Source organism: Tissierella pigra (genome assembly GCF_009695605.1).
GTDB classification, from domain to species: domain Bacteria; phylum Bacillota; class Clostridia; order Tissierellales; family Tissierellaceae; genus Tissierella; species Tissierella pigra.
Map to the genome: position 1 here is coordinate 23,823 of NZ_VUNQ01000033.1, position 13,556 is coordinate 37,378.

Genomic DNA, 13,556 nt, shown 5'->3' on the forward strand with positions numbered 1-13,556 from the left:
GTATATAATATGGATTTAAATAAATTTACTCAGAAGTCTTTAGAAGCAGTACAAAATTCACAAAATATAGCCATAAAAAATGGAAATCCAGAGTTACAAGAAATCCATATTCACTATGGCTTAATGACACAAAATGAGGGATTAATCCCTAAAGTAGTATCTTTAATGGGAGAAGACTCTGAACTGGTTAGAATAGATGTTGAAAGAGAAATAGAAAAACTTCCTAAGCAATCTGGTGGTGGAGGTTCTATGTATCCTAGTAGAGTATATACAAAGATTTTATTAAATGCAGAAGAAGAGGCTAAGAAATTTGGAGATGAATATGTAGGAGTAGAGCATATTTATATATCACTTTTAAAGGAAAAAGGTTCTGCATCTGAAAGGATATTTAATAAATATAATATAAATCTACAAAGATTTTTAGAGGCGTTAAAGAAAATAAGGGGAAATCAAACCATTACTTCTGACAATCCAGAGTCTACTTATGAGGCATTGACTAGATTTGGAAGAGATCTAGTAGAAGATGCCAGAAAAGGCAAAATTGACCCCGTAATCGGCAGAGATGGGGAAATAAGAAATGTAATTAGAATATTATCTAGAAGAACTAAAAACAATCCTGTTTTAATAGGAGACCCTGGAGTAGGTAAAACAGCCATAGTAGAAGGTTTAGCTTCTAGAATAGTTAACGGAGATGTTCCAGAGGGACTCAAGGATAAGACCATATTTGCATTGGATATGGGAGCATTAATTGCCGGAGCAAAGTATAGAGGTGAATTTGAAGAAAGATTAAAAGCAGTTTTGTCTGAAATAGAAAAATCAGAAGGTAGAATAATAATGTTTATAGATGAAATTCACAATATAGTAGGTGCAGGAAGAACTGATGGAGCTATGGATGCTTCAAATCTTTTGAAGCCAATGCTTGCAAGGGGAGAGGTTCATACAATAGGTGCTACTACTTTAGATGAATATAGACAGTATATTGAAAAAGATGCAGCTTTAGAAAGAAGATTTCAAAAAGTATTAGTTCAGGAGCCAACAGTTGAGGACACCATATCAATTCTTAGGGGATTAAAAGAAAAATATGAAATCCATCATGGAATAAGAATATCAGATGGTGCTGTAATAGCTGCATCAACTTTATCCGACCGATATATATCTGATAGATTTTTACCCGATAAGGCAATAGACTTAATGGATGAAGCTTCAGCTATGATAAGAACCGAAATAGATTCTATGCCTGTGGAAATTGATGAAATAAGAAGAAGGATATTACAACTGGAAATCGAGAAGTCTGCTTTAAAAAAAGAGACTGATGAAGCTTCAAAAATAAGATTAGAAAAACTGGAGAAAGAATTATCAGATTCTAAGGAAAAGTTCGATATAATGAAGGCCCAATGGGAAGATGAAAAAAAGAGTATATCAAATATTAAAGATATAAAAGAAGAAATAGATAGAGTAAAAAGGGAAATAGAAGAAGCAGAAAGAAAATATGATTTAGAAAAATTATCACAATTGAAATATGGAACTTTAGCAGAATTAGAGAAGAAACTACAATCTGTCAATGAGAAAAACGAAAAAGAAGAAAGAATGTTAAAGGAAGAAGTTACCGAAGAAGAAATAGCAGAAGTAGTGGCTAAATGGACAGGAATTCCAGTGTCTAAACTGGTAGAAACAGAAAGAGAAAAGCTGTTATCCTTAGATAAAATACTTCATAAAAGAGTAATAGGGCAAGATGAAGCTGTGGAATCCGTAGTAGATGCAGTAATTAGAGCTAGGGCAGGAATGAAACAAATAAATAGACCAATAGGATCTTTTATATTCTTAGGTCCTACAGGAGTAGGTAAGACAGAACTATCTAAAGCTTTAACTACCACATTATTTGATGATGAGAGAAATATTATAAGGATAGATATGTCCGAGTATATGGAAAAACACTCTGTATCTAGACTTGTAGGAGCACCTCCTGGATATGTTGGATACGATGAAGGTGGTCAATTAACTGAATCTGTAAGAAGAAAACCTTATTCAGTAATCTTATTTGATGAAATAGAAAAAGCCCATCCCGATGTATTTAATATACTTTTACAAGTATTAGATGACGGAAGGTTAACCGATAATCAAGGTAGAACAGTTGACTTCAAAAATACAGTTATTATAATGACTTCCAACTTAGGTTCATCTTATTTATTAGAAGGAATCAGACCAGATGGCAGTATAGATGAGTCTGCAAAAGATAAAGTAATGAATGAAATGAGAAGAACTTTTAAACCTGAGTTTTTGAATCGTATAGATGAAATTGTAATGTTTAAGCCATTACAAAGGGAAGAGATATTTAAAATAATAGACCTTCAAATAGAGGAAATCCGTCATAGACTAGAAGATAGGCAGATTTCTATAGAATTAACAGATGAAGCAAAAGACCTTATTTTAGACAGAGCCTATTCCATACAATATGGTGCAAGACCAGTTAAGCGATTTTTACAAAAACATTTGGAAACTGAAATAGGTAGAATGATTATTAGAGGAGATTTGAAAGATAAGGATAATATTCTAGTAGTATGTGATGGAGAAGATTTTAAATTTAAAGTAAATAATATTGATTAAATAAAAACTTGGTACAATTATTAATAATTGTACCAAGTTTTTTACATAAATGGGTTTCAAAAAGGTTATATTCATATATTTATATTATTCTGTACTGGAAGCTAAACTTATACCCATTGCTTTTGCCACACCTTCACCATAGGCTGGATCTGCTTTTAGACAATTTTCTATATGTCTCATCTTTATAAATTCAGGAACGCCCTTCATATTTCGAGCTGTATTTTCAAATAAAGCTTGTTGTTTTTCTGGAGTCATTAATCTAAAGAGCTTACCAGGCTGTGTATAATAGTCATCATCATCTTCTCTAAAATCAAATCTCATAATATGTCCAGAGGTCATTTCAATTGGATCACCATATTCAGATTGTTCCTGCCATTCATTATAACTATTAGGCTCATAGTGTAATTTTGAACCATGGTTTCCATCTACTCTCATTTGTCCATCTCTATGGAAACTATTATAGTCTTTAACCGCTTTTGGATAATTAACAGGAATTTGATGATGATTAACTCCCAATCTATAACGTTGTGCGTCTCCATATGCAAATAATCTTCCTTGAAGCATTCTATCAGGAGAGAAACTTATTCCTGGTACCACACTAGCAGGATTAAAAGCTGATTGTTCTACATCTTGGAAATAATTATCAGGATTTTTATTTAACTCTAATATACCAACTTTTATTAAAGGATATTCACTTTTATACCAAACCTTTGTTAAATCAAAAGGATTGTATGGCATACTATTAGCTTGATCTTCAGTCATTATTTGAACATACATTGTCCATTTAGGGAAATCACCTTTTTCAATTGATTCATATAAATCTCTTTGGTGACTTTCTCTATCATTTGCAATTATTGCAGCTGACTCCTCATCTGTTAGATTTTCTATACCTTGATGAGTTGTAAAATGGAATTTTACCCAAACCCTTTCATTTTCAGCATTTATAAAACTATAGGCGTGAGAAGAAAATCCATGCATATGTCTATAGGACTTTGGTATTCCTCTGTCACTCATGGTAATTGTTATTTGATGTAATGCTTCAGGAAGTGAAGTCCAAAAATCCCAATTGTTTGTAGGACTTCTCATATTAGTACGAGGATCACGCTTTACTGCATGATTTAAGTCAGGGAATTTGAGAGGATCTCTAAAAAAGAATACTGGAGTGTTATTACCAGCCAAGTCCCAGTTTCCTTCTTCAGTATAAAACTTTATTGCGAATCCCCGAATATCTCTTTCAGCATCGGCAGCTCCTCTTTCACCTGCAACAGTAGAAAAACGTACAAATACTTCAGTTTCTTTACCTATTTCTGAAAATAATTTTGCCTTTGTGTATTTAGTAATATTATCTGTCACTGTAAACTTTCCAAAGGCTCCTGAGCCTTTAGCGTGCATTCTTCTTTCTGGAATAACCTCTCTATCAAAATGAGCAAGTTTTTCTAGAAACCAAACATCTTGCAGTACCATAGGACCTCTAGGACCTATAGTCATAGAGTCTTGATTATTAGCCACTGGTGCACCTGTAACTGTGGTTAACTTTTTGTTTTTATCCATATTCCGTCTCCTCTCTTTAGTTTATGACTCAGTTATTTAAATACCCCAATTTAAGACATTAAAACTATAAACCATTATAGTCTCTTCGCTTTTGGTATAGATATTAAAAGCCAAAACCTAGCTGAAATAGATAAAATGATTATCGGGAGAAATTTGAAAGATAAGATAACGTAATAGTTTCTTGTGATGAGTAAAGTTTTTTAAATTCAAGGGGAAAAATTATTATAATTGTTTTTTCCATATTATTCTTATACAATAAATGATAGAATTAGGTTATCAGCTCAGTATAATGAATGGGATGTATATATTAAGGCTGAAGGCAGAAGAGAAATTAGAATGAAAGATCATTGTAAATATTATTCTAAAATATAATAGATAATATTAAAAAATATACTAAGGGAGGTGGGTATTGTGAATAAATGTGAAATTTACATTTGTCAATCTAATACTTTTTTATGGGAGGTACTGATATTTGAGTTACAAAAATGCAGCAGAAGTATTGCCACCTCATTTGCTGGAAGAGGTTCAAAAGCATATTGATGGAGGACTAATATATATACCTAAGGTTAGCAACAGATTGAGTTGGGGTCAATTGACAGGTTCTAAAGAAGCCCTTGCAGAAAGGAATAAAGATATTATCAAATTATTTCAAAATGGTATTTCTATTAGTAAGATATCAGAAGAGTATTATCTAAGTCAAGAGACCGTTAGAAAAATAGTATATGGTAAAAAACTATTATAATTGTTTTCTCTATATGATTTTTATAGAATAAATGAGAAAATATAATTAACCGGTTAACATAGAAGAAGGGAGATGGTATTTTGAAAATAATAGAGGTGTTTTTAGTATAAATTTTTAAACAAATAAGCTAGGTCATAACTGACCTAGCTTATTTGTTTATCTAGAGGATAGAGATTTAATCACAAGTCATGGCAGAATAATGGTAAAGGCGTTTAAAATATCAATTAATCCAATTAATAAGGTAATATTTATGGATTTTGAACTAATTCTTCATGATTTTTATATTCTAGTATTCCATACACTTTGGCATAAAATTATAATTTATATTCATATAATTTTGTGCTTTTTCATATCTTAAATATAATATTAAAAAGATATTATTATATAAAAAAAGGATAAACAGATAAAAATTATGGGGTGGTAGAATGATTCTTGGAATAATGGGAGGTATGGGACCAGCAGCTACCTGTTACTTATTTAATAAGATTATAAGTCTTACACCTGCAACTAAAGATCAAGAACATTTACATATTATTATTGACAATAATGTGGAAATACCCGATAGGACAGCATATATTTTAGGACTAGGGGAAAATCCTATTACGGAGATGATAAAATCTATTTTAAAACTAGAAATAATGGGAGTAGATTATATAGCCATACCATGTAATACTGCTCATTATTTTTATGATGAAATAACTAAGTATACTAAAGTAAAGATATTGAATATGATATATGAAACAGCAAAATATTTAAAAAATAATTATACTCACAAGAAATATTTACTTCTTGCAACAGAGGGGACTTATAAATCTGAAATTTATAAAATCATATTTCAAGAATTTGATTTAGACATTATATATCCCGATGATACTCATAAGAAAACTCTGATGAATTGGATATATGACGTTAAATCCTCAAAATTTAATGTAGAACCAATGGAAATTCAAGGTCTTATAGATAAATATATTGAAGATAGTCATATGCCAGTGATTTTAGGGTGTACAGAGTTACCTCTTTTAGCAGAAGAAATAGGTGCTCCAAAGGAATATATAGATCCTATTGTTATATTAGCTCAAAGATGTGTAGAAATGAGAAACTATAAACTAAATGACTGACAGTTAGTTTATAGTTTCCCTGATTTTAGTATAGATATTAAAAGCCAAAATCCAGCTAATCCTGCACCTAAATAGCCTACGATACCTATGGCAGATATACCATAAACCTTTAATCCTATATTGGCATTTATGACTAAAGAAGAACTTACTAATAATCCAGCTACAATAACAGAGAAGATAATTCTATTTACCATTTTATTGATTTCATTAAAGTTTTCATCCATATCTTTAAACTGTAAGTTAAGCTTTAGCCTTCCTTCAATACCTCTATCAATAAGTTGAAGCAGCTTCAAAGGCAGGTCCAAAAATGAATTTCCGACAGATAAGACCTTTCCCCCTAATAAATTGAAATCAAAATCCCTTAGTTTTTCTTCTATAATTTTATTTTTAAAGTAGGGAGTTGCAATGTCCATGATATTTAAATCTTTATCTATTTTAGCCAGAACTCCTTGTAAAGTTAATATACCTTTTGCAAGGAAAACTACGTCTTTAGGCATGGCTATTTTATTTCTTCTACAGGTAACAATGATTTCTTCTAGGATTTGAGCCAAGTCATATTCATAAATAGACTCATTTATATATGTATTATAAAGAAGATCTATATCTTGATAAAGTTTATTTATATCTATTTCATCTTTTTTAATACCAATACTCAAAATAGAACTAGTCATTAATTCCACATTATTAGTAGCCACTCCCTCTAAAAATAGATTAAATTTCTTCTTGAGCCCTAGATTCAAATCTCCCATTAGACCAAAATCAATAAATCCAATTTTGTTCTCATGAACTAAGATATTTCCTGGATGAGGGTCTCCATGGAAAAAGCCATCTTCAAAAACTTGCTTAAAATAATTATAAGTAAGCTTTTTGGCTATTTCTTTAGTATCATATCCACCTTCTATTAACTTGGAAATATCGTCTATTTTTATACCACTAATGTACTCCATTACTATCATATGAGAAGTACAATATTTTTCGTAGACTTCAATATGTTTAATATATTTTATATCCTTATTATTTAGATTAAATTTCTTTATATTTTCTTTTTCATTTAAAAAATCTAGTTCCTTTTCTGTAGCAGCTTGGATTTCCTCAATTATTTCATTAATATCAAAGAATTCATTCTTTGTTGTCAATTTAATAAAAGGACTAAGTTTTTTTAAGATATGAATATCAGCTAGGATTTTGTCTTTTACAAAGGGACGTTGGATTTTTAGAACTACTTGTTCTCCAGTTTTTAGTCTAGCTAAATAGACTTCTGCAAGAGAAGCAGAAGCCAAAGGTGTAGTTTGAAAATCTAAAAACACATCTGAAATATTTCCATTGAGATTTTCTTCTATAAGTTCTTTCATTATATTAAAATCCTCAGACTTCACATCATCTTGAAGCTTTTCCAATTCTAGTATGTATTCCTTAGGTAGTATATCAGAACGTGTAGATAGTATTTGTCCAATTTTAACAAAGGTTGGTCCTAACTCCTCTAAAACCAGCCTTAAATCTAAGGGATTTCCTATTCCGTTTTTTAGCCCATGCTTAATGGCTACAGAAATAATTTCTTTAAACCTTAATTTAGTATAATTATTCTCCATATTGAAAAATACCTTGAAACATCAAGGTATTTATTTTCCCTCCAAATTATTGTTTTTTTCAATAGCCTTGATTCTTGACTCAAGATTAGTAATATCTTCTTTAGTTGCTAGATTTAAGTCCTTTAAGATTTCCTTTAAATCTTCTTTGCTATCTTTACTATTCTCTTTATTGTTTATAACTCTTTTTAACTCCTCGTTTAATTCTTTGCCTTGTTCTACAGTAATTTTACCTTTTTCCACTAAATTCTGTATCATTTCATTAGATTTTTCATAAGTTAAAGCTAAAGTACCAATTCCAGCTAAAAATATTCTTCTTATCATATCTTCCAAATTAATCACCCCTATGAAAGAATATACCCATCTATATAAAAAATATTCGATTATTTTATGCTATTATATCCATTAGAATTCCTTGTATATCGTTTAGTCTTTTAAGAATGTTTAATCGTTTGTTTTCTAAATCCAAAAATTCCTGAGTCAACTCATCTAATTCTTGATCTACTTTTTTAACTAAGGAGTAGATTCTATGTCTGCCTCGCCTATCGAGAGAGTTTTCTTTGAAAAAAATATGAGAGTTATTTACTGTAATATTTAGAAATTCTTTAACTAATTTTTTATAAGAAATTAAATCGTCTATAAATAATTTATCAGATAATCGATTGGATTGCTCCTCAATTTTATCGTATAAGGATTTTAATTCAGTTCTAATTTGCTCTTGTTCTAATTCATTTAATTTCAATTTAAAAGTATCTTTTACAGCTTTTTTATCTACAGCCCGGGAAATCTCTATAGGTGAAACATTTTCCATACCAGTTCTATTTATCCGATTCATATTAATCCCTCCTACCCATTCATTATATATTATCGACATAAATAAGGAAATAAGTAATAAGTCCCTCAAGGAAATTTTTAATATTGTCGATATATAGTAAAAGTAGTGGAAAGTTATTCATTTAATCAATGAAAGGAAATCATTATGGAAATTTTAAAAATAGGCAGCAAAGAAAATATAATGAATAGTTACAACACCCCAACCCTTCCTTATGATATAGAAGGAGTTTTGGTAGAACAAAATGGTAAAGATATAAAGGTTCAAAAGACCATAGATAATAAGACTATAGAATATTCTTTAAGACTAAAGGAAGAAATGGTAAAAGATTTAGGGGAAGAAATAGTAGTCGAAAAAGAAAATATAGTATCTTCTAAAGTAGAAGAAAAAGAAGAAGTAGTAAAAGAAGAGCAAGAAACAAGAAGGGCAGCAGATATATTAAGTGAATTAGGATTAGAATATACAGAGGAAAACATAAGGATGATAGAATTTCTTCTTAGTAGTGGCATAGCAATTACAAAAGGAAATGTGGATTCCTATATTAAGTCAAAAGAATACCTAAATAAAATAATAGAGGATATAGACACAGATTCCATAGTAAAGCTTATAGATAGAGGAATTGATTTAGAAAATGTAAATTTACAAAAGATAAATGAAGTTTTAGAAGAAATAAAAAATGAAAAGCCTGAGTTTTCCTTAAAAAGATTTTTGAAATTAGAAAGGGATTTGACCTATAAAGAGGCAGAGGAAATATGCAAGGAAATCTATGGTCAGAAAATGGGAAAAGATGTATATGATACTATTATGATATTACACAAAGAAAAACTTCCTATTACAAAGGAAAATATAGATAAGACCATGGAAGTTATGAAAAAATTATATAATTTAAAGTCCCTAAAGGAAGAGGCATATGTAAAGATAATAGGTGAAGATAAAGAGTTCAATATAGAGAATTTATATAAAATAAATAATTCTTATATAACAGATGAAATAAGTAGCAACTCTGAAGCTAAAAACTTTGAAGGTTTTACAATAGTACAAGAAACATCAATAAATAGTTTAAGAGAAATACTAAAGAATTTAGATATAGATGAAAATGTAGAAAACATCAATATTCTTAGAGAATTTATAATAAACAATATGACCATGGACAAGGAAAAATACAATGAAGTCAAAAATATGAAGGAAGCTGTAAAAGAACTAGTATCCATATTAGATCAGAGTCAAATAATAAACTTAAATGAAAAAGGTATAAATATATTAGAAGAAAACATTCATGAATTAATAAAAGAATTAAAAAGTGAAGACTTATCAAAAGAAATATATGAGCCTATGGCTAAAGACTTTATTGATAAAATAAAGGAAGAACTGGAAGTACTAGGAAAGATTACAGATAAGAATCTTTTGCAGTTACTAAAAAGTGGGGAAGATTTTAATATAAAAACCATTAAAGAAGTAATAGATACAAATATGCAAAAACACTTAAATATAGAGGAAAGAACAGTAGATAAGACTATTCATATATCCAATATATTTAATAATTTAGGAGAAAACCTAAATCCTACGACAGTATCTCTTACAGAGAAGAAGTTTAACGCTATTACCCTAGATAACCTATACATGGTTCATAAGGAAATAAATACAAGTATAGAAACCATTAACCCAGTCGATAAAATAAGTAAGGGGTTAATATTTGAAGAATATATAAGGGCAAAAAATAGCCTAACTACAAATATAATAAGGGAAAGCATTAAAGAAGGAAAATCCTTGGAACATATGGAAATAAATGAATTAAATAATTATATAGAAAAAAAGATAAACAGATATAAAGAAAACCATAGAATGACCAAGGAAATAAAAGATATTAAAGGAAATGAAGAAAGAATATTACCAATTATAATGAAGAATCAAATTCCTATGACCTTAAAAGAGATTAAAGACGTAAATCTTTTTTTAAATGGAAATAAAGGAATTGCCAATATATTAAAGGATATACAGGATCCTCATAATTCTAAATACAATGAAGAATTTAAAGAAAATATAAAAATTCTTCAAGAGAAAATATCGGAATCCATTAAAAATGGTGATGATAGCTTCAAAGAAAACTATAAGGATTTAGTAGGTCTATTGAATAGTGGAGAAAAGTCTTTTGATTCCAATGATAAAAGAGAACCAAAGGACGAATATTTAAGTATTCAAAAGAAGATAACTAAAAAAGATACAATACTTCAGTTGCCACTGGAAATAGGAGATGAATATAAAAGTTTAAATATTATAGTATCCCATGGGGAAAAAGCCATTGATAAAAATAATATGAACTTTTATATAAGTCTTGAAACAGAAAATTTGGGACTTATAAATATGGATTTTAATGTAAGAGGCAAAGAAGTATATGTAAATTTAGAAGAAGATTCTTTACTCCAAAAAATTAATATATTGGAAAAATCTCTAGAAGATTTAGGATATAAATTGGTGATACTATGAAAAGAAGATTAATATCAAGAAAATATGTTGAAAAGGCATATATTAAAGATGAAGTAAATGAAAATGCTTTAAATGAAGAAACAATAGAAGAAAAGGTGGACAAACTGCCAAAGGAAATGTTTCAAATATTAGGAGAGGTAATTTCATTTATAGAAAAAACAAATAAATTAGAGGGGGATAAAAACCATGAGAATTAACAACAATATACCAGCATTAAATACCCATAGACTATTAAATATGAATACGGAAGGATTACAAAAATCCTTAGAAAGACTTTCATCAGGTAAGAGAATAAATAGAGCGTCAGATGATGCAGCAGGTCTTGCTATATCGGAAAAGATGGAAGCACAAATAAGAGGATTGAGGCAAGCCTCAAGAAACTCCTTAGATGGAATCTCTCTAATTCAAACAGCAGAGGGAGCATTAAATGAAGTACATGAAATGCTTCAGAGAATGAGAGAATTAAGTGTACAAGGAGCAAATGGAATTTATAAGGATGAAGATTTAGAAACAATAGCTGATGAGATTAAACAATTAACAGAACAAATTGATAAGATAGGTAATGAAACTGATTTCAATGGAATAGCTTTATTAAAGGGAGATTTAGATGGAAATGGAGCCACTGACTTAAACCTTCAAATAGGTTCTAAAGAAGGACAGACTTTGGAAATTGATATGAAGGAGATTAATATTGTTGTAGGAGGATCTGGATCAGATGGATTAGAGATAGCAGATGGTTCTGTTATCTCAGGATCTAGTGGAAACTTTAGTGTAAAGACTGGATTAACAAACGATGATTTCGACAAAGCAATTTCTACTTATGAAAAAGCTATAAAAAAAGTTTCTTCAATGCGTTCCAAACTTGGTGCAATCCAAAATCGATTAGAACATACAATAAAAAATGTAGATAATACAGCAGAAAATTTAACAACATCAAAATCTAGAATAGCAGATTTAGATATGGCACAAGAAATGAGTGAATTTACAAAACTAAATATTTTGCAACAGGCAGGTACAAGTATGCTAAGTCAGGCAAATCAGTTGCCGCAAATGGTACTTCAACTATTACAGAGATAGGAGTGACATATAGATGTCAAGTATGACTTTAGAAAAAAAAATATTATCAACTAATGATTGGGGATTATTAGCACTTTTACATGAAGGGCTAATGGAAAGATTTGAAGATGCAGGAAAGGCCATAGAGAAAGAAGATTATACTATGTTAAATGAACTTATTAACAATTCAAGGGACATTATATCTGAATTGTTAATAACTTTCAGAGAAAAAGACGAATTATCCACAAATCTTAGATCACTTTATTTATTTACAAATAAGCTAATAACAGAAGGTGAAATAAAAAAGGACTCATCTAGTTTTAAAAAAGCTATAGATATAATAAATCCAATATATACAGGATTTAAAGGACTTGAAGGTAAAGAAGAGGCTAATATAGTATCTGGACTTACTTATGGAAAAGAAGAACTATTGGATCATTTAACAAGGTCAAATAAAACATTTCAAGGATAATACTAGGTGGGGTAACCCACCTTTTTAATTTCATATACAAAAAATAAAAAAACTGTGGAAAACCACAGTTTTTTCACTATGTAACCGTGCACCCAGCTTTGACAATCCTGTTCCAAGCGTTACCTAGACAGTTAACTCAGATTAGGCATCCCCACGGCACACGAAAATATTCACTTATCGCTGCTTCCTTCCGGACCTGACGAGGTTCATGAGTTTCCGTTGCGTAGGACCCAATCGTCACTGCCACTTATCTAGGGCAGACCCCACAACAGAGATGCCTAGACTGGGAATTCAATCCTACTATAGCGGATTGTAGGTTATAGGGCACCGCTACCTCCCCATCTAGCACGGTAAAATTTTCTAATGGCGGAGAGAGAGGGATTCGAACCCTCGAAACGCTTTCACGTTTACCCGCTTTCCAGGCGAGCGCCTTCAGCCAGCTCAGCCATCTCTCCACAAAATATTTAATAGTTCACAGGACTATATTATAACTAATATATCCTAAACTGTCAACTATAAATTCACAGTATCAGTAAGAAACAGTAAACCTCTTTATAATCAAATAGGAAAGTTTTAATTTTGTATGAAGAATATTTATTCTTTAAGGCTGTAAAATCTACATTAAATCAGATTATTTATATAGTAAATAAAACATAAAAATACAGTATTCATAATATTATTTTAATCTATGAATACTGTATTTAATTTTTAAGATTTAAATCTATCAATACTTTCCTTCATCTTCCCTGCTAAACTAGATAAAGAGTCACTGGCATTTGCAATTTCTTGCATAGATGCAATCTGCTCTTCTACTGAAGCCGAAGCTTCTTGTGTTCCTGCTGCATTTTCCTCTGATATAGCAGATAGACCTTCTATGATATTTATTATCTCATCTTTTTTAACTATCACCTCTCGTCCAGATATATTTATATCTTCTATGGACTTACGAATACTTTCTATTGAATAAGCTATTCCTTCAAATTTATTGGTAGTGTAAAATAATCTGTGCTTTTGCGAAATAAAATTCTCTTTTCTGGCAAGAATCAAAATATGATTTAAACCAGAAAGGAGAATTTTTTATGTCAACATTACCAAAAGAAATTTTAAGAAA

Annotated in this window: 12 protein-coding genes, 1 tRNA gene and 1 other RNA gene; 7 read left to right on the forward strand and 7 right to left on the reverse strand. The window is 30.0% G+C overall.

All coding sequences use genetic code 11. The annotated features are described in order from the left end of the window. Window positions 1–9 precede the first annotated feature (9 nt). Window positions 10–2,604, forward strand: a complete 2,595-nt coding sequence (clpB, locus tag FYJ83_RS13615) for an ATP-dependent chaperone ClpB (RefSeq protein WP_154441356.1) — start codon at window positions 10–12, stop codon at window positions 2,602–2,604. Between the two features lie 84 nt (window positions 2,605–2,688). On the opposite strand, the gene FYJ83_RS13620 is transcribed toward clpB, so the two are convergent. Then, window positions 2,689–4,155, reverse strand: coding sequence for a catalase (locus tag FYJ83_RS13620; protein ID WP_154441358.1), 1,467 nt, complete (start codon window positions 4,153–4,155; stop codon window positions 2,689–2,691). A gap of 472 nt (window positions 4,156–4,627) precedes the next feature. Here FYJ83_RS13620 and FYJ83_RS13625 point away from each other — a divergent pair, with 472 nt between their 5' ends. Continuing rightward, window positions 4,628–4,897, forward strand: a complete 270-nt coding sequence (locus tag FYJ83_RS13625) for a CD3324 family protein (protein WP_154441360.1) — start codon at window positions 4,628–4,630, stop codon at window positions 4,895–4,897. Window positions 4,898–5,322: 425 nt separating this feature from the next. Then, on the forward strand, window positions 5,323–6,015 hold the full coding sequence (gene cuyB / locus FYJ83_RS13630) for a cysteate racemase (protein ID WP_154441362.1): 693 nt from the start codon (window positions 5,323–5,325) through the stop codon (window positions 6,013–6,015). Window positions 6,016–6,023: 8 nt separating this feature from the next. Here cuyB and FYJ83_RS13635 read toward each other — a convergent pair whose 3' ends face one another. From FYJ83_RS13635 to FYJ83_RS13645, 3 genes are all read right to left on the reverse strand, one after another. Beyond that, window positions 6,024–7,604: an ABC1 kinase family protein gene (locus FYJ83_RS13635; protein ID WP_154441364.1), complete on the reverse strand. Its 1,581-nt coding sequence runs from the start codon at window positions 7,602–7,604 to the stop codon at window positions 6,024–6,026. 30 nt (window positions 7,605–7,634) lie between these two features. Beyond that, complete coding sequence (locus FYJ83_RS13640; RefSeq protein ID WP_229768597.1) at window positions 7,635–7,925, reverse strand: phasin family protein; 291 nt, start codon at window positions 7,923–7,925, stop codon at window positions 7,635–7,637. Window positions 7,926–7,989: 64 nt separating this feature from the next. Then, window positions 7,990–8,436: a YaaR family protein gene (locus tag FYJ83_RS13645; protein ID WP_154441368.1), complete on the reverse strand. Its 447-nt coding sequence runs from the start codon at window positions 8,434–8,436 to the stop codon at window positions 7,990–7,992. Window positions 8,437–8,580: 144 nt separating this feature from the next. Between FYJ83_RS13645 and FYJ83_RS13650 the strand changes: the two genes are divergently transcribed. Genes FYJ83_RS13650 through FYJ83_RS13665 form a run of 4 tightly spaced genes read left to right on the forward strand, consistent with a single transcriptional unit; the run spans window position 8,581 to window position 12,445 of the window. Further along, window positions 8,581–10,917: a DUF6240 domain-containing protein gene (locus tag FYJ83_RS13650; protein WP_154441370.1), complete on the forward strand. Its 2,337-nt coding sequence runs from the start codon at window positions 8,581–8,583 to the stop codon at window positions 10,915–10,917. After that, window positions 10,914–11,114, forward strand: coding sequence for a hypothetical protein (locus FYJ83_RS13655; protein WP_154441372.1), 201 nt, complete (start codon window positions 10,914–10,916; stop codon window positions 11,112–11,114). Before FYJ83_RS13650 ends, FYJ83_RS13655 begins: the two co-directional genes overlap by 4 nt. Continuing rightward, on the forward strand, window positions 11,104–11,994 hold the full coding sequence (locus FYJ83_RS13660) for a flagellin N-terminal helical domain-containing protein (protein ID WP_154441374.1): 891 nt from the start codon (window positions 11,104–11,106) through the stop codon (window positions 11,992–11,994). Before FYJ83_RS13655 ends, FYJ83_RS13660 begins: the two co-directional genes overlap by 11 nt. 13 nt (window positions 11,995–12,007) lie before the next feature. Then, entirely contained in the window at window positions 12,008–12,445 is a 438-nt protein-coding gene (locus FYJ83_RS13665; protein WP_154441376.1) for a flagellar export chaperone FliS, read from the forward strand. An 84-nt stretch (window positions 12,446–12,529) separates the two neighbouring features. Here the strand turns inward: FYJ83_RS13665 and ffs are convergent. The 3 genes from ffs to FYJ83_RS13680 form a co-directional block, all read right to left on the reverse strand. Further along, window positions 12,530–12,796, reverse strand: an RNA gene (gene ffs, locus FYJ83_RS13670) — signal recognition particle sRNA large type. A gap of 13 nt (window positions 12,797–12,809) precedes the next feature. Next, window positions 12,810–12,900, reverse strand: a tRNA-Ser gene (locus FYJ83_RS13675). Window positions 12,901–13,153: 253 nt separating this feature from the next. Then, window positions 13,154–13,492 (reverse strand): hypothetical protein, encoded by a 339-nt coding sequence (locus FYJ83_RS13680; RefSeq protein WP_154441378.1) that lies wholly within the window; start codon window positions 13,490–13,492, stop codon window positions 13,154–13,156. Between the last annotated feature and the right edge of the window lie 64 nt (window positions 13,493–13,556).